At 64.8% G+C, this 20,022-nt stretch carries 19 protein-coding genes, 1 tRNA gene and 1 pseudogene; 9 read left to right on the top strand and 12 right to left on the bottom strand.

Features of this window, described 5'->3' with window-relative positions; genetic code table 11:
- Positions 1-5: 5 nt before the first annotated feature.
- Both E1H16_RS17570 and E1H16_RS17565 read left to right on the top strand, forming a co-directional pair.
- Positions 6-974: a DNA polymerase domain-containing protein gene (locus tag E1H16_RS17570; RefSeq protein WP_134325226.1), complete on the top strand. Its 969-nt coding sequence runs from the start codon at positions 6-8 to the stop codon at positions 972-974.
- Positions 975-1,054: 80 nt separating this feature from the next.
- On the top strand, positions 1,055-2,059 hold the full coding sequence (locus E1H16_RS17565; protein WP_134325225.1) for an amidohydrolase family protein: 1,005 nt from the start codon (positions 1,055-1,057) through the stop codon (positions 2,057-2,059).
- A 185-nt stretch (positions 2,060-2,244) separates the two neighbouring features.
- On the opposite strand, the gene E1H16_RS17560 is transcribed toward E1H16_RS17565, so the two are convergent.
- Complete coding sequence (locus tag E1H16_RS17560) at positions 2,245-3,504, bottom strand: ABC transporter substrate-binding protein (RefSeq protein WP_134325224.1); 1,260 nt, start codon at positions 3,502-3,504, stop codon at positions 2,245-2,247.
- A 347-nt stretch (positions 3,505-3,851) separates the two neighbouring features.
- Between E1H16_RS17560 and E1H16_RS17555 the strand changes: the two genes are divergently transcribed.
- Positions 3,852-3,925, top strand: a tRNA-Pro gene (locus tag E1H16_RS17555).
- A 239-nt stretch (positions 3,926-4,164) separates the two neighbouring features.
- Here the strand turns inward: E1H16_RS17555 and E1H16_RS17550 are convergent.
- Positions 4,165-4,722 (bottom strand): tyrosine-type recombinase/integrase, encoded by a 558-nt coding sequence (locus tag E1H16_RS17550; protein ID WP_208379143.1) that lies wholly within the window; start codon positions 4,720-4,722, stop codon positions 4,165-4,167.
- Positions 4,723-4,802: 80 nt separating this feature from the next.
- Here E1H16_RS17550 and E1H16_RS17545 point away from each other — a divergent pair, with 80 nt between their 5' ends.
- Entirely contained in the window at positions 4,803-5,291 is a 489-nt protein-coding gene (locus tag E1H16_RS17545; RefSeq protein ID WP_134325223.1) for a hypothetical protein, read from the top strand.
- A 70-nt stretch (positions 5,292-5,361) separates the two neighbouring features.
- The gene (locus E1H16_RS17540; protein ID WP_134325222.1) at positions 5,362-8,109 is read left to right on the top strand and encodes a DEAD/DEAH box helicase; all 2,748 of its coding nucleotides are present in this window, start codon (positions 5,362-5,364) and stop codon (positions 8,107-8,109) included.
- A 379-nt stretch (positions 8,110-8,488) separates the two neighbouring features.
- On the opposite strand, the gene E1H16_RS17530 is transcribed toward E1H16_RS17540, so the two are convergent.
- Genes E1H16_RS17530 through E1H16_RS17505 form a run of 6 tightly spaced genes read right to left on the bottom strand, consistent with a single transcriptional unit; the run spans position 8,489 to position 13,808 of the window.
- Positions 8,489-9,319, bottom strand: coding sequence for an ABC transporter permease (locus E1H16_RS17530; RefSeq protein WP_134325221.1), 831 nt, complete (start codon positions 9,317-9,319; stop codon positions 8,489-8,491).
- Positions 9,316-10,263, bottom strand: coding sequence for an ATP-binding cassette domain-containing protein (locus E1H16_RS17525; RefSeq protein ID WP_134325220.1), 948 nt, complete (start codon positions 10,261-10,263; stop codon positions 9,316-9,318). The genes E1H16_RS17530 and E1H16_RS17525 overlap by 4 nt, the downstream gene beginning before the upstream one ends.
- Position 10,264: 1 nt before the next feature.
- A complete protein-coding gene (locus tag E1H16_RS17520) occupies positions 10,265-11,041 on the bottom strand; it encodes a hypothetical protein (protein WP_134325219.1) in 777 nt (258 codons plus the stop codon).
- Positions 11,042-11,050: 9 nt separating this feature from the next.
- A complete protein-coding gene (locus E1H16_RS17515) occupies positions 11,051-12,373 on the bottom strand; it encodes a vWA domain-containing protein (RefSeq protein ID WP_134325218.1) in 1,323 nt (440 codons plus the stop codon).
- A complete protein-coding gene (locus tag E1H16_RS17510) occupies positions 12,370-13,518 on the bottom strand; it encodes an AAA family ATPase (RefSeq protein ID WP_279586378.1) in 1,149 nt (382 codons plus the stop codon). The genes E1H16_RS17515 and E1H16_RS17510 overlap by 4 nt, the downstream gene beginning before the upstream one ends.
- A gap of 53 nt (positions 13,519-13,571) precedes the next feature.
- Positions 13,572-13,808, bottom strand: coding sequence for a hypothetical protein (locus tag E1H16_RS17505; protein WP_134325216.1), 237 nt, complete (start codon positions 13,806-13,808; stop codon positions 13,572-13,574).
- Positions 13,809-13,822: 14 nt separating this feature from the next.
- Between E1H16_RS17505 and E1H16_RS17500 the strand changes: the two genes are divergently transcribed.
- The 3 genes and pseudogenes from E1H16_RS17500 to E1H16_RS17485 form a co-directional block, all read left to right on the top strand.
- Entirely contained in the window at positions 13,823-14,575 is a 753-nt protein-coding gene (locus E1H16_RS17500) for a helix-turn-helix domain-containing protein (RefSeq protein ID WP_134325215.1), read from the top strand.
- Complete coding sequence (locus tag E1H16_RS17495) at positions 14,572-15,339, top strand: alpha/beta fold hydrolase (RefSeq protein WP_134325214.1); 768 nt, start codon at positions 14,572-14,574, stop codon at positions 15,337-15,339. Before E1H16_RS17500 ends, E1H16_RS17495 begins: the two co-directional genes overlap by 4 nt.
- A 531-nt stretch (positions 15,340-15,870) precedes the next feature.
- Positions 15,871-16,032, top strand: a pseudogene (locus E1H16_RS17485) (helix-turn-helix domain-containing protein); the annotation flags it as partial.
- Between the two features lie 47 nt (positions 16,033-16,079).
- Here E1H16_RS17485 and E1H16_RS17480 read toward each other — a convergent pair.
- Complete coding sequence (locus E1H16_RS17480; RefSeq protein WP_208379142.1) at positions 16,080-16,553, bottom strand: SgcJ/EcaC family oxidoreductase; 474 nt, start codon at positions 16,551-16,553, stop codon at positions 16,080-16,082.
- Between the two features lie 208 nt (positions 16,554-16,761).
- On the opposite strand from E1H16_RS17480, the gene E1H16_RS17475 reads away from it, so the two are divergent.
- On the top strand, positions 16,762-17,694 hold the full coding sequence (locus E1H16_RS17475) for a hypothetical protein (protein ID WP_134325212.1): 933 nt from the start codon (positions 16,762-16,764) through the stop codon (positions 17,692-17,694).
- A 238-nt stretch (positions 17,695-17,932) separates the two neighbouring features.
- Here E1H16_RS17475 and E1H16_RS17470 read toward each other — a convergent pair whose 3' ends face one another.
- The 3 genes from E1H16_RS17470 to E1H16_RS17460 form a co-directional block, all read right to left on the bottom strand.
- A complete protein-coding gene (locus tag E1H16_RS17470; RefSeq protein WP_134325211.1) occupies positions 17,933-18,313 on the bottom strand; it encodes a hypothetical protein in 381 nt (126 codons plus the stop codon).
- A gap of 61 nt (positions 18,314-18,374) precedes the next feature.
- A complete protein-coding gene (locus tag E1H16_RS17465; RefSeq protein ID WP_134325210.1) occupies positions 18,375-19,427 on the bottom strand; it encodes a Gfo/Idh/MocA family protein in 1,053 nt (350 codons plus the stop codon).
- A gap of 178 nt (positions 19,428-19,605) precedes the next feature.
- Positions 19,606-19,953, bottom strand: coding sequence for a DUF1330 domain-containing protein (locus E1H16_RS17460; RefSeq protein ID WP_134325209.1), 348 nt, complete (start codon positions 19,951-19,953; stop codon positions 19,606-19,608).
- Between the last annotated feature and the right edge of the window lie 69 nt (positions 19,954-20,022).

The following is a 20,022-nucleotide window of genomic DNA, read 5'->3' as shown; positions in this document are numbered from 1 at the left end:
GGTGCATGGCATCGCGCAGCGCCCACGGCGCCCCCGTCGAGTTGGAGATCGGCGATCGCACCGTGCGAATCTCCAGCCCGCAGCGTCCGTACTTCCCCGGGCTGGGCATCACCAAACTCGACCTGGCCTACTACTACATAGCGGTCGGCGACGGGATCGTGCGGGCGCTGCAGCAGCGGCCGTGCATGCTGCACCGGTTCCCGGACGGCGTGGTGGACGCCGACGGCACTATGCGTACCAAGGTGCATCAGAAACGGCTACCGCGCGGCGCACCTGACTGGGTGCCGACCGTCCGCCTGCACTTCCCGCGGTACAACCAGACCGCCGATGAACTATGTGTCGACGAATTGGCGAGCGTCATTTGGGCCGTACAGATGTCAACGGTGGAGTTTCACCCATGGAACAGCCGCAGCGCCGATACAGAGATGCCCGATGAATGGCGCATTGACCTCGACCCGATGCCTGATGCGCCGTTCGATCGCATTCGCCGTGTCGCCGGCGTCGCGCACGAAGTGCTTGATGAACTCGGTGCGATCGGTTGGCCGAAGACCTCGGGTGGAAATGGCATGCACATCTATGTGCGAATCGAGCCGGTGCACGGATTCTCCGACGTACGCCGAGCGGCGCTTGCCTTCGCCCGTGAGGTGGAGCGCCGCCTGCCCGATGACGTGACGACCACCTGGTGGCGTAAAGACCGCGACCCGGCGGCTGTGTTTATCGACTACAACCAGAACGCGCGCGATCACACCATGGCGTCGGCGTACTCCGTGCGTGGAAATCCACTCGCCACGGTGTCGACCCCGCTGGAGTGGTCGGAGATTGACGCCGTGGATCCGCGTGAGTTGACCGTGCGCACTGTGCCGGAGAGATTCGCGCGGCTGGGCGATCTGCATGCTGGAATCGACGATGCCGTGTTTGATATCGCGCCGCTGTTGGACTGGGCCGACCGTGACGAGGCGCGCGCGGATTCTTGACACGCGCCGCGGGTCTCGATCAAATCGACGTAACCGGCCCGCGATCGTGGGCCATCTTGCTGAGACCTGGAGGTCGAGGAATGCCGTACTCGTGGAGCGAGGAATTTTTGGCCAGCCGAACTGAGGAGGTCATCGATCCGGGTTTGCCCATCGTCGACCCACACCATCACCTCTGGGACGCGCGCAATCTGCAGCCATACCTCGTTCCGCAACTGCATGACGACACCGGTGCTGGACATAACGTGCTGGCGACCGTGTTCATCGACTGCGTGTGGGACTACCGCCCCGACGGACCGAGGGAGTTCAAACCGCTGGGGGAGACCGCACGTGCTGCAGATGCTGCCCGGATCGCCGAGGAGGCCGGCGGCGCGAAGATCGGTGGAATCGTTTCGCACGCCGACATGATGCTCGGCCAGCGGGCCGGTGAGGTCCTTGATGGGCACCTGGAAGTGGGGAAAGGCCTATTTCGCGGCATTCGACATGCCACGGCGTACGTCGAGGACCCGGCCGTGAGCCGCACCCACTTCAACCCCACGCCCGGCATGCTGCTGACCGAGGATTTCCGCGCTGGCGTGCGCGAACTCGCAAAGCGCGATTTGACCCTGGATGCATGGGTGTACCACGAGCAGTTGGGCGAGGTCGCAGACCTGGCGCGAGCCGTCCCCGAGTGCACCATCGTGCTTGATCACATCGGCGGCCCGCTGGGGATCGGCGAGTATGCGAACAAGCAAGCCGAGGTCGATGCGGTGTGGCGTAAGGGTTTGGCCGACGTGGCGACCTGCCCGAACGTGACGGTGAAACTCGGCGGGATCGGTATGCCGCGGTTTGGCGCCGGATTCGAAAAGCTCGATGTAGCGCCGTCCAGCGAAGACTTGGTCGCTCGCTGGGGCGAGCCGTTCGCTTATATTATTGAGAAGTTCGGCGTCGAGCGGTGCATGTTCGAATCGAACTTCCCCGTTGATCGGGAATCGACGAACTACGTGATTCTGTGGAATGCCTTCAAGAAGATGGTCGCGGACGCGTCGGCGTCGGAGAAGGCAGCACTATTCGAGCAGACTGCGCGACGCGTCTACAAGGTCGCTTAGACCTGTTCCCTGACTTTCGCGGCTGAAACGTACGGTGGGCTTTCGCGGCTGAAAGCGCAGTGTGAGAGGCCAATCATCGGCGATACATCGATGAGGCACCTCTGACGCTGCGTTTTCAGCAGCTGCTGTTCGCGGGGCGCGGGTGTCGGTGGGTAGTCCCGACACCCGCGCCCTCGTTCGGGTTGTTAGTTCTGTTGATGCGGGAACTTGTAGTCCTTCGCTTCATCGGACGTGAACGGGCCGTCGATGATCTTCTCGCCCCCGGGCGTATCCGGATCGATCTCGAACGCGTACGTCGACCGAACGGGGGGAGCGCCGGGATCGGAGAGGTCCATGTCGTCGGATAGGCCTTGTGCGTCGACTTCGGTCAGCCCGAGGCGCGCTTCAAGGAGACCTTCGCGCGTCATATCGCCGTTCTCGCAACCCTTTTCCAGGATCGCCTGCCACGCGAGCGCCTCGAGGTATCCGGAGGGCACACCGTAGCCCGGCTCCTCGTCAGGGTATTTCTCGGCGAAGTTCTCCTGGATCTCCTTGCTGAGGTCGCTGTCGCCGGCGTACGGCTCACCGCCGAGGAAAACGGTGAGGTGCTTGAGTGCGGAGACCACGCTCGGGTCCGACAGGATCGTGGGAGCGAAGGTCGGGTTGCTGCCGAGCAACGGCAGGTTCATGCCCTGGGCCACGTTCTGGACAGCGATCGAGGCGGTGCCGGCAGGAGTTGTGGTCAGCGCAATCGCATCGACATCCTGAGCCTTGATTTTGGTCATCGTCGTGGTCATATCGGTGTCGGTGGCTGAAACCGGCACCGGGATGACTTCGAGGTCGTTCTGCTCGGCGTAGTACTGCGAGCCCATCAGTCCGTTCTGGCCGTACTCCGAGTCGACATATATATGCGCGATCTTTCCACCCTCGGGGATTGTGCCCTGCTCCGTGGCCCACGACATGGCGTTGATCATCTCCGAGTCGTAGCCGGTACCGATCATGATCAGTTCGTCGACGTCCAGGTTGATCGTGGACTGCGTTGCGATCACGGACATGATCTGGTCGGTGTCCAACTTCCCCTTGACCGCCGCGATGATGGGGGAGCCGAGGATCTGCATGAAGCCGACCACGCTGTCCTTGGTCTGGTCATACAGCGAGATCGCATTGTCGGGTTTGTACCCGTGGTCCTTCACATCGAGCACGATCTCTCGTCCGCAGATCCCACCTTCTGCGTTGATGTGGTCTGCCCAGAGTTCGTTGCCTTGGGTGAGGTTGAGCCCGATCGCCTTGAATACGCCGGAAGTGTCGGTCAGCACGCCGAGCCGAATCTCGTCGTCGGTAACACCCGCGTCAGACTTGAGGTCTCCGCCGCCGGAGCCGCTGTCGTCATCGGCCTTGCTGGAACACGCGGTGAGTGCGAGTGTGGCAGTAGCCAGCAGCCCGAACCAGGCCTGTGTTTTTTTCATGAGTCAATCGACCCCCGTGCCGTAGATGAGAGTGGTGCGGTTGGTATCCCGTCGGGGGTCCGTCACTCGGCCCCGGCATTTGGATCGGCCTACGGTAGCGCTGTATGACCTAGGTCTCACCGATGGTTATCGGGACGCAAGGTTCAAGGCCATTTTGGGTAGGTAATGTGCGCTCTGCGTTCGTCGGAGTGAACCTGCTGTTTGATTGTCGGTATGACTAGAGCAGCGGCTCGCTCGATGCGGCGGGTCTTGCCGAAACCGGGTGCCGACGGCGTCTGGCGTCGCGACATGGGCTAGAGTAATCAATCGGTTCGGGCGAGAATCCGACCCATTGATATGAGTAGCCACGGGCTGTGGCGCAGCTTGGTAGCGCACCTGACTGGGGGTCAGGGGGTCGCAGGTTCAAATCCTGTCAGCCCGACGTAAAAGCCCAGGTGAGAGTAGGTTTCTCGCCTGGGCTTCATCATGTCCGGGGTTAATGGCCAAAATGTGTGTATGGCTGTCGGGGGTGGTTTTCTGTGGTCCCTCTCTGGTCCCCCGGCATGGTGCGGGACGACCGCCTGTGGACGCGCAGGGTGCCGCGGACCGGCTTCCTGTGGATAAGGGGACCAAAAGGGGACCAGAAAGCCTTCGGCAGCACTCCCGCGGCCTCGGAACGCATCACAGGCTCCTGGTCGCCGGGCCGCTGCGCCGGGCCTGCTTGCGCTGTCCGGCGGCTGAGAGGAAGGCGTTGGCCTGCTCGGCCGCCGACGCGAGGTGGCGGTCGTCGGGGTGCAGGTAGCCGCGAGTGGTCTCCATCGAGGCGTGCCCGAGGATGTCCTGGAGCACGTGCAGCGGGATGCCGGCGTCGGCCATCCAGGTCGCTCCGGTGTGCCGCAGGCCGTGCCGGGTGAGGTCGGGCAGCCCGAGCTTCGCGACGATGCCGTCCCAGTTCGTGGCGTCGCGGACGGTCGCGGTGGTGAGGTAGCCGCCTTTCGGGCCGACCAGCAACGAGTCCTCCGGCTGCTTGCCGTCGGCGAGGCGTTCCAGCACAGGCCGGAGAGGTTCCAGGATCGGCACGCGGCGCTCTTTGCGGCTCTTGGTCGGCTTGGTGACCAGGCCGCCCTTGCCGGGGAACACCTGCCGGCGGATCACGACGAGGTTCTTGCCGAAGTCCACGTCCCCGACCTGCAACCCGGACACCTCCGAGGAACGGGCCGCGAGCAGCGCCGCGAGCATCACGAAGTCGTCGCGATCTACCTGACCGCCGAACTACTGGCTCAGGTCGCTGATGCTTCGGTCGTATTGGAGACCGCGGCATGACTATCTCCCGCGAAGCAATCAGTCGTCTCAGGTCACACTGGGCAATCGAAGCCCTCGGCGCCGACCGAGTGAAGGCGGCCCACGACGCGGCTGCCTCCATGTATGTCGACTCGAACCTTGGTCGCCAGCTTCACCGCGAGGGCTCTCACGACGCTGCGACCGAGACTCTCATCCAAGACGTCGCTTTCGCCTACGAGATTGTCGCGAGCGAAGGCATCGAGGCCCTCGCCCAGGTGTCGCTGCACTCGGGTGCAGCAGAAGCCGCGGTGGCGGAGGCCGCGGCCCACGAGGCGTTCGCTCTACTTCGGGCGCTTCCAATGAAGCTCGACTCGTTGGAAGCGCTGGTACATCAAGTCCTCCAGCTCGGCGCGCTCGCATACTGTTCAGACCGCTGGGCGGAGTACCGAGCCTGGATGCGCGAGCGCGAAGTCACCCCGGAACTCTTCCAATCTGACGACTCATGGGACACACGTGTTCTCAAGTGACCTCGGGCAGGTTTGGACTCGGCTACTTCGCAAAGACGGATGGCACGATCTTGAAGGCGTTGCAGAAACCGTGGCGCGGCTGCGGGCAGAGCAGCGAGAGAATGAGGAGCTTCTCTTCAATGCGCAATCACGGCCCGAAGACCTGCAGGTCGCCGGGTGGCGTCTGGTGGCCTTGTACCACTGGGCCAGGCTTTCGGAGATGGTTGCTACATACCTGATGCAGGGGGAGCCAGCCGATGTCGCTACACAACTTGACTTCCACTTCGACCGAGCGATTTCCGCGGCACAGCAGTCTGCCGATCCAGCATTCGTAGTGGTTCTCCAGTGGCAGCGCGCGATGGCTCAGCGCATGGTGGCGGGTGCACTGTGGTCTGTCACGCGAATCGGTCCCGAGATTCGGAGCATCGTCGAAATTGCGACCCGACAACGCTCGATGTTCGAGATGCTGCCCCCGCAACGCATAGCAATTCAGGAACAGGGACTCTTGGACCCGGCAAGCGCCGCGGTAGTTGTCGATCTTCCTACGAGCGCGGGCAAGACCATCCTCGCCGAGTTCAAGATCGTTCAAGCTATTAGCCAGTTCAAGCAGGACAAGGGCTGGGTCGCATATGTGGCCCCGACAAGGGCGCTCGTCTCGCAGATCACTCGACGGCTGAGGCGAGACCTCGGACCCAGCGGCATTCGGGTCGAGGAACTCACTTCCGCTGTGGAGATAGATGAGATCGAAGCCGGAATGCTCAATGAGTCTCCATTTGACGTGCTGGTGGCAACTCCAGAGAAGCTCCACCTGGCAATCCGCAATGCGGCGATTGATCGCCCGCTCGCGTTGTTGGTGCTCGATGAGGCACACAACATTGAAGATTCCGATCGCGGCATCCGCATCGAACTATTGTTGGCCGCTGTCAAACGAGACTGCACCCAGGCGAACTTCTTGTTGCTCATGCCTTATGTGCCGAACGGAGACGACCTCGCCCGATGGCTGGCTCCGAGAACTGGAAAGAGCATCAGTCTTGCAACAACCCCTTGGCAACCCAACGATCGGTTGATCGGCCTTGTATCAGCAGTAGCTCCGCTCTCTGGGCGGGGAAGAGACTGGCGACTGTCTTTCGAGCCAATGCTGACAAGCGGCTCATCAATGAATGTCTCCGGCCTTTACCAGATTGGGGAAGCGCCCCAACTTGATCGGACGTTTTCTAGTATCAAGAACAGTCTTAGCAAGATCGCTGGCGCATCGGCGCTAACGCTGTCTGAGCGGGGAACCGCGATCGTGATCTGCTCCACTATCCCGACCGTTTGGACCATTGCCGAGGAGTTGTCAGGAGAGCTTCCGGAAGTGGATGATCCCGACATCGCCCTGGTGCAGCGCTATCTGGCAGCAGAAATCAGCGAGGACTACGCACTCATTGGCATGCTTGCTCGCCGGATTGGGGTGCATCATGCAGGACTGTCCGACGAGACGCGCGCACTGATGGAATGGCTCGCCGAGCAGGGAAAACTGCGGATTCTGGTCGCTACGACGGGGCTTTCTCAGGGTCTGAACTTCCCGGTCTCGTCCATCTTCCTCGCAAGTCGGAATCTGCCCAGCGGCAAGTTCAACCGTCCTATGACTGCCCGCGAGTTCTGGAATCTCGCGGGCAGAGCAGGCCGTGTGGATCACGACAGCATCGGCGTCGTCGGGATTTCCAGCAAAGAAGGCGATCGAGAGTCGCTAGCGCAGTTCTTGTCGGAACAAGCAGGGGCGCTTCTTTCTAGGCTTGTCGTTCTCTTGGATGAACTTGAAGATGCTGGCCGACTGCTCAACCTAGAACGATCGCTCTACAACGATCAATGGGCGGACTTCCGTAGTTACGTCGCACATCTATTCGCTCAAAAGAAGAACCTTGACGCTGTTCTGTCTGAAACAGAGCTGCTGCTACGCAACACATTCGGATACTCGTCCCTAGCCGAGGCGAGTCCCGCTGAACGGCAGAAGGGTCTGAGGCTTCTGGAGGCGACGCGGGCTTATGCTGCTGAGCTTGCACAGAACGTTGAAACGACGACGCTCGCCGATAGCACGGGATTCACTCCGGAAGGCATCCGTTCTGCGATGGGCGAGATGCGTCGGATGGACAAGTCCCTCGATGCGAGTGATTGGCAACCGGGCAGCCTGTTTGGCGATGTCACGTCGAGTGCTCTCCCTGACCTCATGCGGGTCATGCTTCAACTTCCGCAGATCAGAGACAGCATCGATGAGCTGAGTGGCGTCGGTGCTGGGATCGGCGAAAGGGCAGCGAAGATCGCTGCCGACTGGGTTGCCGGCGTCTCCATCAAATCGATCGCCGAGCGATACTTCGGCGATGCGGCAAGCCCGACTGCCGCGCTTACGGAGGCGACGAAGGCCATCTACCGAAACCTTGCGACGGCTGGTACGTGGGGGATTACAGCCCTGTCCAAGTTGCCCACGAGCGGTATCGATTTTGAGAACGTCAGCGAGAGCGACCTGCGAAGCATCAACTTGCTCGGTGCGATGCTCTATCACGGGGTCAACACCGAGGCAGGCGTGGTGATGCGGATGAGTTCAGTTCCAAGAACGGCAGCTAACTCGCTCGGGGCGGAGTTCGCACAGGGCCACGAACCAGGGTCCCTTCGTCCGTCAGAGGCGCGTGAGTTCCTCTCGCAACTGTCTGACGCTGTTTGGGGTCGGCACGTTCCGCGCGGGTCAGACCTCGCTGGTTCTGACCTGAGGGACCTGTGGCAAGTGCTCTCAGGCAGCAGCGGTGATCCCGGCGCTCGGGCTGCGGTTCGCACCGCGGAGCAACCTCATTCAGGATCTTCGTGATTGATGAGGGGGACCAGAAGGGGACCAGAATCATGCAAACCATGCATCTCGTGACGTGCTCTGCATGATCTGATGCCCGGAATCATGTGGATTGTGGGCTAGACGGGCTCGTTTGGACGCCTGGCTTCTCACCGAACTCGCTGAACAGGATCGCCGAGCCTGATCGAACGAAGATCAGTTTTACGCAGTCGTAGGCGACGGGATCAATCGGCGCGTGCACCGTGCTGGTCCGTGCGAAAACAGGAGCGAAACCGCCTACGTGTTCCTCGATCGGGTGCAGCGCGAACCGAGTCACGGTGGTGGACATGATGGGGTCAGCGCACGCGAGCTATCCGCGGGTGGAGGCACACGACGATGGCGTGAGGACGCATCGTTGCTCCTACGCGGCGAGGTACCGGTACCGCCGGGCTGCCAGGGGGAGGAACACGGCGATGAGGATGAAGGGCCAGGCGATGGCGAGGAGTGTCGCGTTCTCGGCGGCCCATGATGTCGATGTCGTGATGCCGGGATTGCCGAAGAGTTCGCGCGTGGCAGTGACTGTGGCGGAAAGTGGGTTCCACTCGGCGATGACCCCGAGCCAGGCCGGCATCTGGGCAGGGAGGACGAAGACGTTGGAGATCATCGTCAGCGGGTAGATGGGCGCGAGGGCGACGCTCGCGAGGTCGGGCGACTGCAGTGCGAGGCCGAGGTAGATGCCGACCCACGCGAGCGCGTAGCGCAGAAGCAGCAGGAGCCCGATCGCCGCGAGGGTCTGCCCTACGGTTCCGTTGGCGCGCCAGCCGACCAGCAGGCCGCAGGCGAGCAGGGCGATCAGTTCGAGGACGGATGCCGCAAGGTCGGCGAGGCTTCGTCCGGTGACGACGGCGGCGCCTGACATGGGGATCGTGCGAAACCTGTCCGTGATGCCCTTGGCGGTGTCGGTGGTGACGGAGATGACGGTCTGTGCCATGCCGAGCGCCATCGTCATCACGAACAGCCCGGGCATCAGGAACTCGCGGTAGTTGCCGCCGTCGGGCAGCGTGATCGCGCTCCCGAACACGTACCCGAACATGATCACCATGACGATCGGGAAGAGGAGGTTGCCGACAAGTCGTGATGGTTGCTGGCGGAAGTGGGTGAGGTATCTGCGGGTTACGATCAGGCTGTCGTGCAGAGCCCACCGTGACGGCGAGCCGGGGACGGTTGCGGTGTGGGGTGCGAGCGATGTCATGCTGTCTTCTCCTTCCGATCGGTGAGCTTGAGGAACACGTCGTCGAGGGTCGGTTGGCGCAGGGCGATGTCTTCGGGGTCGATGCCTGCCTCGTGGAGTTGTCGCATGGTGGTGCTCAGGTTGTGGAATCGTTCGGGAGCGGGCGCGCTGACGCGGCGACGGTGGAGGTCGATGCCGGGGTCAGTGCCGGTCGAGGTGGCGACGATGCGTGCGGCCGCTTTCGTCTGTTTCTCGTCGCGGAGTGCGAGTTCGATCCGGTCACCCCCGACGCTCTCTTTGAGTTCGCGGGGTGTGCCGCGGGCGATGATCGTCCCGCTGTCGATGACGGCGATCTGGTCGGCGAGGTGGTCGGCCTCATCGAGATACTGGGTCGTGAGCAGGACGGTTGTGCCCGCCGACACGAGTTCTCGGATGTCGGTCCAGACCTCGGCGCGCGTGCGTGGATCGAGGCCGGTGGTCGGCTCGTCGAGGAAGAGCACACGTGGTGCGAGGATGAGGCTGACAGCGAGGTCGAGGCGACGCCGCATCCCGCCGGAGTAGCCGCCTGCGGGTCGGTCGGCGGCGTCGTGGAGTGCGAACCTGTCGAGCAGTTCGTCTGTTCGTTGGCGCGCCTGTCGTCGGTCGAGGTGGTAGAGCCGGGCGAACATGTCGAGGTTCTGCCGTCCGGTCAGGATCTCGTCGACGGCCGAGAACTGTCCGGTGAATCCGATCGCGGCGCGTACTCGGTCGGAGTCTGTCGTGAGGTCGTGTCCGGCGATGCTGGCCTTACCCGAGTCGGCTTTCAGCAGCGTGGCGAGAATGCGGACCGCCGTGGTCTTTCCCGCACCATTGGGGCCGAGCAGCCCGCATACTGTTCCTTCGTCCACGGAGAGCGTGAATCCGTCGAGCGCCTGTTTCTTTCCGTAGGTTTTGCGGAGGTCGGTGGCGCTGATCATCGCGGTCATGTCAGTTCCTTTCTTCGGGTGGTTTCGGGGCGCTCTGGCCGCTGAGCGCTCGGAGCACGGCGGCGTGTTCGGCGGTCGTGCCGGCGTCGCGGGCGTGACGGGCGTCGTCGGGCGTGAATCCGGCGACGGCCCAGGCAGGGACTTCCGTTCGGGGGATGCCTGCGTCCCACCACTGCCGTAGGAGTTCGAAGCCGTCGTGGCCGGCTTCAGCGAGGGGTGATGCTTCGGAGGGGGTGAAGCCGATGCTGTGGTACACGGCGGCCTGTGCCGGGTCGAGGCCGGTTCTGGCCCAGGGCACTGCCGTTGCGGCATCGCGCCATCCGGCGTCGAGGTAAGCGCGTCCGGTCGCGACAGGAACTCCGGAGCGGAGCAGCGCCCGCATGGTCGCGGACTGTTCGCCGGTCAGCGTGTCCGACTTGCGAGGGCGGTGTCCGAGCAGGGTCCGCCACCAGCGTCGGGGGCGTGGTCGTTCTCCGGCGAGGTGCCGTTCTGCGGCCTCGGTGTGGCTGTAGCCGAGTTCGTGCCATTGCACGGCGTCGCGGGGTGTCATCCCGGCGCGCAGCAACGGTTGCACGGTGTAGGGGCTGAGGCCGGCGGTGCGCCAGGCGTACGCGTCGCCCGGAGTGTAGACGCCACTGCCGCGCCAGCGTTCGGCTGAGCCCAGCAGAAATCCGTTGTCGATCCAGCGGCGTGCTTCGGCCACGGTGAAGCCGCGCTCGGTCCAACGGTGGAGGTCTTCGGGCTCGGGGTCGGGATGGTCGTCGTAGGCGATGGTCATGGGTGCTCCTTATGCAGTGGCAGGGAGGGCGATGACATGTGCCCATCCAGGTGGCGGTGTCTCGGTGTGGTAGCCGGGGCCGGGTTCGACCAGGCCGACCACGACCGGCACGGGCGGGCGGTGGTCCGGCCACGGGGTTTGCCCGTCGGTGAGGACAAGGATCAGATCAGGCCGGGGTCGCAGCGCGAGCGCGGCGCTGATGCCCTCGCGCATATCCGTGCCGCCGCCGCCGAGCAGCTCGATGTCCTCTGCGCGGCGGATGGTCTGGACGGGGTGGGCGTTCAGGTCGCAGCAGATCACGTGCAGCCGTCGGCTCGGTCCACTGGCGCGGGCGATGATCGCCGTCACTTCGGCGAGGAAGCCGGTCAGGATCGCGGGGGTGATGCTGCCGGAGGTGTCGATGACCAGCGCGATCTCTGGTGCGGGAGCGACCATCGCAGGCATCACGATGCTGTCGACGGCCGGCCTCCGGGAGGGACGGCTATAGGAGAAGTCCACCCGGCCTGCCGCCTGCCGCGCTCCGCGGCGCAGCATCGCGCCGAGCTCGGCGCGCCAGTCGACGGCGGGATGCAGCCTCTCGCTAGCCCAGCGTCGCCAGCCGCCGGGAATCGTGGCTCGCGCGGCCGAGCGGGTTTCGATCTCGCGGGCGACCGCCAATTCGAGGATGTCGCGCTCGGTCTCACTGAGCCCGTCGCCACTGGCCGAGTCCTCGTAGTCGTGCGGGATCCCGTCCGCCGCGCTGCCGCAGTCGATCAGCTCGGCGAGCCGCCGCCCACCCTTGCTGTGGGCGGTGTCGAGAACCTCGATGAGCGACAGGTACTCCTCGGCAAGTCGTCCCTCGGGCAGCCCGAGTGCGTGTGGCGAGATGATCCCGGCCGGTGAGTCGAGTCCTGCCGCTTCGAGGTCGTCGTTGACCTCGGCGTCCGCGGCCTGGTTCCACCGCCGCGCGATCGAGTCCGGCGCGCCCGCCTCGCCGGTGGCATGCGTGCTTGGAGCGTTGGCTGACACCGGGGAGCGGGTCGCGTGATGGCGGACAAGATGCCCGATGTGGTGCAGCAGCCACCAGCCGACCACCGGCGGGGCCGTCGCGAGCGTCGCGCCGGGATCGAGGTGGACGTTCCAGCGGGTGTCGGCCGGGAACGCCCGGAAGTCGTCGTCCGGGACGGGCTCGCCGGTCTCTTCGTCCACGTATGGTTCCAGCACGACCGGTCGGAGTGCGAACAGCGCACTTGCGAGGTATGGCGCCTGCGCTGCGGCCCACAGCCGCGCCTCGGCGAAGCGTGCTAGCACTTCGGGTGTGTGATCGGGGTCTGTCGGAGCCGGGCCGGTCATGGCATGAGTCCTGCTGTGCGGAGGATCGGGGCGAGCTCGAGCATGGCCGTGGGCAGGTTCACCCCGGCCGGTCGCTGGCCTGCAAGCGCCCTGGCGGAGGTCGCGGCCACGTCCGGCGTGGTCTTGGCAACCCGAGCAATCACGTCCCATGCGCGCTCCCATGCCGACTCGCTCGCATCCGCGTGAACGTGGGCGACGACCGCGCCGAGCAGCGCGTGCAGGTGGTCGGGCCGGTCCGGCAGTGGCGCGTGGGGGTCGTTCAGCACCGACTCAGGGTCCGGCAGGTCGAGCGTGCGCAGCCAGGACAGCGCCTCGAAACCCGCCGCCTCTCCGACCGCACCGATCACCAGCGCGGCGATCGTCGCCTCGTCGCTGGCGTTCGCAACCCCGGCGGCCAGGCCGCGCGCCGCCATCTCCCAGCTCCGAGGGCTTGGCCAGCTCCGTCCCGCCCGCTCCGGCGAATCCGGCACGGCAAGCACCAGCTCCGGCCGGATACGAAGGAATGCACCGAGCTGCGCCTTCGCTGTCGCGATCTGCCCGGACGTCGGCGCGGCGACAGAGGCGGCATCGGCGACGGCGAACCCGTGAGCGAATCCCTCAGCGACCGCGGCGGCCTCGATCTGCCAGTCCAGATGGACGAGCCGGTTCGCCAGCGGCGCAGACAGCTCCCAGCCGTCCGCGGCGATTCCGGGCGGGTTCGCTGCGGCGACGATACGCACGCCCTCCGGGAGCACAAGATCGCCCACAGCGCGTTCCAGGACGACGCGGAGCATCGCGGCCTGCACCGCGGGCGGTGCCGTGGTCAGTTCGTCCAGAAACAGCAACCCGGATCCTGAAACGGACAGCCGTTCCGCCCATCGTGGCGGCGCGAACCAGGTCCCGTCATCGCGGATGACGGGAAGACCGGAGAAGTCGCTCGGTTCGCGGATCGAGCCGACCACCACCTCGATCGGCATGCCCAGCTGCTCAGCAAGCGCCACGACGGCGGAGGTCTTGCCGGTGCCTGGCGCACCCCACAGCAGGACAGGGAGGTTCGCCCTCACCGCCAGTGAGAGCGCCGAACGCACGGTCTCGTTCTTGGTCATGAGGTCCTCCTTCATATGCGCGCGGGCAGCACGAAGCCGCCCGTTTTCGGGTGTGCTGATCTCCGGCGGCTGAGGCTGCTGCTCGCCGCCTACGGATGGGGTCGGCTACCCGCCTATTTCTGGCTGCCGAACAGACCTCTGCCGCCGTACTTCTTGTGGGTGGCCTGCTTGGACACGCCCAGCACGGCCGCGATGTCGACCCAGGTCGCTCCCTGGTTGCGGGCACGGCGCACCAGCACCGCCTCCACACGCTCCATCTCCTTGCGAACCTGCACGGTCGCATCCAACCCGACCAGCGGGTCCTCGCTCGCCGTCGCCCGGGCTAGCGCCGTCAACTGCTCCACGTCCATGTGGTCAACCATAATTGACCGCTTGGCCGAAGTCAACCTGGATTGACCGGTGCGCCGGGCGTGGAGGGCTGCGCTCGGCATGGAACGGTATCGACCGGGACGCCGACCCTCCGCAAAGTCGACGTCGAGCGCTTCTCCGACGCAGGCCGGACCTGCGTTTCATCCACCCGTTGCTTGCGCAACTCCCGCCCGTGGTGGTCTTGCGCGCGCCATTCGATCGCGGCGAGCCGCTCCGGGACGCGGTAGAACTACTCGCGATGGAACTCGACCGACCTGGACCGGGCACGGATCACCTGGTCGCCGCACTCCTCGACGTACTGTTCATCCACATCCTCCGGGCGTGCCACGACGAGCGCGTCCTACCGGACAACGCACATTCCTGGATCACCGCAATCCGAGACACAGGAATCCGCTCCGCACTAGACGCCTTCCACGACAACCCAGGGCACCCCTGGACAGTCGCCGAACTCGCTCAGCATGCGGTCATGTCCCGCACCGCCTTCGCTCGCCGATTCCATGAACTGATCGGCGATCCACCCATGACCTACATCACCTGGTGGCGGATGAATCTCGCCGCCGCCCTGCTCACCGACACGGATCAATCCATGCGCGCGATCGCTCAGCGTGTTGGCTACAGCTCGGAGTACGCCTTCGCACACGCCTTCCGCCGGGAACGTGGAATATCGCCAGGGGCAGCACGCCGAGCCGGCAGACGCGGCGGCCTCCCGGACACCGGCAATCCACCAGAAGAAGGAGACACGGCGTGACAGACCGAAGCTCAAGCCCACTCCCCGAAATCGTCGTGGACGAGTTCGGCGACCGCAATGGGACACCCGTCCTCCTGCTCCATGGAGGTGGAGTCGCCGGGTGGATGTGGCGACCACTGATCGAGCAGATGAGTCCCGGATACCGACTCCTTGTCCCGGACCTGCCAGGGCACGACCGCAGCGCGCACGCAGACTACGAGTCACGCGAACGGACCATCGAGGCGCTCGTGGAAGCGCTCGAGCACCGTCAGGTCCGCCCGGTCGCGGTCGTCGGCTTCTCGCTCGGCGCGCAACTCGCTGTGCTCCTCGCCGTCCGCCGCCCTGACCTGGTCTCGCACGTCGGGATCATCAGCGCCCAGGCAGAACCATCGAGATGGCCGAACGCGACCCTCGCACTGCTGCGAACGGCGGCGCCGCTTGCGAAGCGGGAGTGGTTCGCGCGAGCACAGGCGAAGGAACTGTTCATCCCCCCGACCCTGTTCCCCGACTACCTCAGAACCACTCAGAACCTTTCGACACGGACCCTCTTGGCGTCGGTGGGCGAGAACATACGGTTCACAATCCCGCCGACGTGGGCCTCATACGCAGGCAGAACTCTCGTCCTGGTGGGCGAGCGAGAACGAGCGATCATGGCCCGCTCGGCGCACCACCTCACCCGTTATCGAGCCGATGGCGAGCCTGAAACCATCGCCGAGTGTGGTCACGGAGTTCCGCTCCAGAAGCCACACTGGCTGGCAGACCGACTACAGGCTTGGCTTGCCTGATTGGGTTCACGCCCGACGGCGGTGCCTGAGGCAACATCGAGTCCCTGTATTCAGCGTGATTGCGTCCGTAGCATGACGCGGAGAGCTGTCACCGCCTGAATCGGCAGGACGCCGTTTCCAAGCGCAGCGAGTTGCTGGTTGTCGGTCAGATCGTGGGAAGACTCGGTGACCCAGCCAGGTTCGAGACCCATGAGCCATTCCACGAACTCTGGCGCGGGCCGCGGCCCCTTCGTCGTGCTTAGGAGGGCTGGCTTAGGGGCAGATCGCCCGGTGATGTGTTCCCATCGCGCGACGGCTGTGGCGTAGCGTCCCCAGCGGTGAAGATGTCTTCGATCAAGGACCACAGCGTCTCCGACTCGTCGTTCTGGTTCGCTGAGCCGTCCGGTCCGTGCAAGGCGAGGTCGATGACTTGATGCGACAGCGCTACCGTCCCGCGACGAACTCGCACTTGCGCCAAGGTCTCCCCGCGGCGGGAAGGGTCTGAGGCCAGCGGGGTTCGAAACTGATTCGCGCTGAGTTTCGTTCCGTACCCGCTGGCGCATGAACGTCGCCCGATACCGGCTCGCCGAGGAGAGCATCACCGTTGGCGCACTCGCTGCCGACCTCGGTTACCAATCCGAGGCGGCATTCAATCGGGCCTTCGCCCGCATCGCCGGACGCACCCCGGGGTCGATCCGCAAACTACAGCAGTAGCAGTGGCTACGCGCGTCTGCGGTTTCAAGCCGCCCCCAATCGTCTGTTCACCCTCGCGCTCTCGCCTGTCCATCTGCGACGAGAGTGTTCTGTCGACGAAGGATCCACCAGCGGCCCTCACGGCGCACGAAGGTGTAGTGGGCGTTCATCTCGGGCGACGCACCTCGGCGGGCGTCTTCGGCACTGGACCACGCACTCTTGTGTGCGACGATCACATCGGGAGCGACGAGTGCGATGTCGCTCAGGCGGTAATGGGCCGTTGCGGTCTGGAGTGGACCTCGGGCAAGCCCTGCTCTCGTGGCGGACTCGACGGCGTCGCGCCCTCGGAGTACGGTGCCGACAGCGTTGACGATCACCGCATCCGCGGCGACATGAAGTAGGAGCAGATCCGCATTGTTCGTGTTGAATCCGCTTTCGACGTCCGATATCACCAGGCGGATCGCCTCCTCGTCCCTCGGCCCCGGTGTCGGCAGGTTGAAGTCGTGTGCGGGTTCTGGGGAAGGCATCGTCTTATTAATCATGCGTTGAGTCAACTTCATGAAGTGCACTTGATGTCAAGCAGGAGGATAAGCGAGATCCCCGGCAACACGACCCACCGGAGGCGAAGGACAGATCCGGTCAGAGCGGGACCCTGGACGCGGAGTGACTCGCGAAGATTCGAGACCCAGGTCGCGCTCCCCGCGACCTGGGGAGGATCCCTGCGGCCTGTCCGAGCGGCAGAGTCGAGGTATGACCACCGCAGACTCAACACAGAGATCACCCGTCCCGCCCCTCCCGGGGGGTTCGCTCCTGCACATCGCGCCGGTGACTGCCGCACTGGCTGTGACCATGGTCGCAACCAGTGCGGTGTCGGCGATTTTGATCGGCCCGGGCGCGGACTATTCCGCGATCTTCCCGCCTACATGGTTCGGCCTGCTCGGCGCCGGCCTGCTCGGGACAGCCGTCCTCCTGCGCGCGGCGTCGCCGGGGCGGCTCGCCCAAATGACGGCGTGGCTCGCAGCCCTCGTCTTGCTCGGCGCCTCCGGTGGGGTTCTGCTCGACTGCTTCCGTGCCTTCTTCGCAGTCACCGGTATCCCGGCCGGTGACTTCTCCGAAGTGGACGTCGCCGGAGCCGTTACACGGGCGAGCGCACTGGGCGCGTCTTTCAGCGCCGTTCTGTTGGCACGGCGGATCAGAATCGAGGCGGGCCCTGCACGCAGGGCCGTCTCCGACCGGAGTCGTCAGATGGTGGGACTGCTCGGAGTGCTCCTCTGCGTCCCGTACCCACTGCTGAAGCTGGTGTGGTGGCTCCAAGGTGAGGACGGCTCGTTCTCCGTGGGCTTCCCCGGGATGGAACTCGTGCTGTTCGCCATCGCGGCGGCCGTGCTCATCGGATTGACCGTGGAGCGCACGCCTGACACGGTCCGCGTACCGCTTCTGATCGCGGGATGGGGCGGCGGGTCCGCACTGTTGAGCATGGGGGCGCTGATGGTGTTCGGCCTCCTGGCGCAGATGACCGGCATTGCCGCGTCGCCGCTCGCGCTTGGGGATCCCTCTCGCATCGCATTCGTGACCGCGGTCTACGGCACCTGGTTGCTGCTGGGTGCGGCGCTGATTGCGGCTACGGTGCTGTACGGGGAGGCCCGCCCGGTTGGGAGGCCGCGAGGTCAATCCCATGAATGAACGGAGGCGCAGGGTCGCGGAGATCGGAAATGCAGCCTCGCAGTCTCGTTCTGCTCGTCGTGGGCTCCGTGGTCCGCCTGCTTCCGCCGACGATGGGCCTAGACAGGAGCGATCTTCGGTGCGACCCTCACGGTGGTCGTGCTGGGTACGTCGCCCTGGCCGCCTCAGCCGGCTGCGATCGCGCGGGATCTAGCGCCGATAGTCTGAGTTGGTCTCCCGGTCTCGGGACGCAGCGCGATCATGAGGTATCTACTCGTAGTCGTCCGAGGGCGAATGCCTGGCTCCCGGCGAACAGGGCAATATCCACCGAGACCGCGAGTACGCCCAGAACCGCGAAAAACGCCGCAGCCGTGAAGGACACGAGCGCGACCGCAAGGGTCGCGGCGATGTTGGCGATCATCACGATGCGCAGCGCTAGCCGCAGGTCGAGCGTGCGGCGAATCCATTCCACGAAACCGGCCCACAGGACCACGCTGATTCCGATCGCCAGAATCACACCGGTCGGGAGCGCGAGGGCGCTCGAGATCGCCGACGACGCGACAGCGACCGCGGCGCCGAGAACGAGGCAGTAGAGCGCATCCAGCCGGAGGCTGAGCATGCCGAGCCGTTGTCCCTTCACGTTGATCAGCGTAACTGACGCCGCGCTGCGCCCGAGGTCGCCGTTTGCTGGGCGCGGGCCATCATTGCGAGACGTCCGGAACCGGGACGGGACAGGAGTCGCGCGCCAGCGATTCAGCACCTGCCACTCCCACGAGTGAAGCGGCGACGGCAGCTCGGACCGGCACCATCGGTGGCGCCCCCGCCATCACGGTGTCCCGGAAGGCCTGGAGCACGCGGACAGTGCCTTCGTTATGACGCTCCACCAGTTCACCATTGAGTTCGATCCGGCTGGCGCTGCGTTGCTCCTCGATGGCTGCAGCCTGGCCAACGGTCCACCCTTCCTTCCTCAGTCGGACGTCCCACGCTTGGTCACCAGCGGCGCGCGAGGACTCGATTAACCCGGTGGATCCGCGCACCGATACCCAACTCCAGTGGCTATCCGGCTCGCCTTGGAGGAAACCGTGACGGGCGATCGCCAGGGCGCCCGTCGACAGGCGCACCGCCATGGCGACAGCCGGCCGCGGATCCTCAGCGTTCACAGGGAAAGCACTGACTTCCGTCGGCCATGCGCGCGTGAGATGAAGGATCGGCGAGAGCGTATGGGTGCAGTACGCCGTCGGTGAAATTCGGCCCCGCCACGTTGCGCTGTCGCGGATCAGGGAGTCCACGCTCTCCGGGGCCATAGCGTGCAGGTAGTCAGCCTCGATGAGCTGGACCGGGCCGATCTCTCCTGCCGCCAGGGCGTCGGCCATGACGCGAACGTGCGGGTGTACGACGTAGTTCTCGGCGAACGAGTACGTAACCTTGGAGCGGTCCGACGCCGCGATCAGCGCTCTTCCCTCAGCCTCGCTCGTGCACGCCGCTGACTCGGACAGGACGTGGATGCCGGCGTCGAGAAAAGCGATCGCCATCGGCGCATGCGCATCGAAGTCGTTGACCAGTGCCACCGCATCGACGTCGTACGTCAGCAGGTCTTGCCACCGGCCGGTCAACAGAGCGTCGGGGTACTCGGAGCCGGCGGACTCCAGTACCTGTTCGTCGAGGTCGCACAGCGCCACGATCTCCATTCCGATGGAGGTGGCCCAACGGGCCAGATGCCGTCCCAGGCCCAAGCCGATAATTGCCAATCGCATTCTCAATGCACCTTCCGGCCGTAAAACGGCCCAATCCTGATCGCGTCGCCGGGCTCGAACCCACCTCAGCACACCAGGGCAACCGAAATTGCCGGCGCGCAGCATCCCCTGGATGCCACGGGCGAACCGTTGGAGGCGTAAAGCAGGTTCTGCGCGGCAGGTCTGCCAGGCCCGTGGGCTAGCGCGCAGCGGCCGCTTCTCGGATCGTCGTAGCTAAGCGGGTCGGGTCGTAACCCTCTGCGACGCCCGCCACCAGAATGATGTCGCCACTGATGTGGCGTGACCGCAACGGCGCGATCTCCTGATACGCCGATGATTCCCACCATGCCCGCGCTTCGACGATGCCGGGAAAGCCAATCAGTACTACGTTCCCGGGCCAATCGCCCTCTCGTACCTCGGGTGGCGTGGCGTGCACCAGGAATCGGCCGTCGTACGGTTCGAGCGTGGCGGTGATCCGCTCCAAATACTCCGCGATATCCAGATGTGGGGTGGCGTCTTGTAAATGCGCTATGGCATAAGCAGGCATCGATTGTTCTCCCAACGGTCGGTCGGCGGATGGTCAGCTGCGTTCGTGCGGTCGAATCTCACTTTGAGG

Origin of the sequence: Cumulibacter soli (genome assembly GCF_004382795.1) — a bacterium.
Classification (GTDB): Bacteria; Actinomycetota; Actinomycetes; order Mycobacteriales; family Antricoccaceae; genus Cumulibacter; species Cumulibacter soli.
The sequence above is the reverse complement of the archived record's forward strand: the minus strand, read 5'-3'. Positions and strand labels throughout refer to the sequence as shown.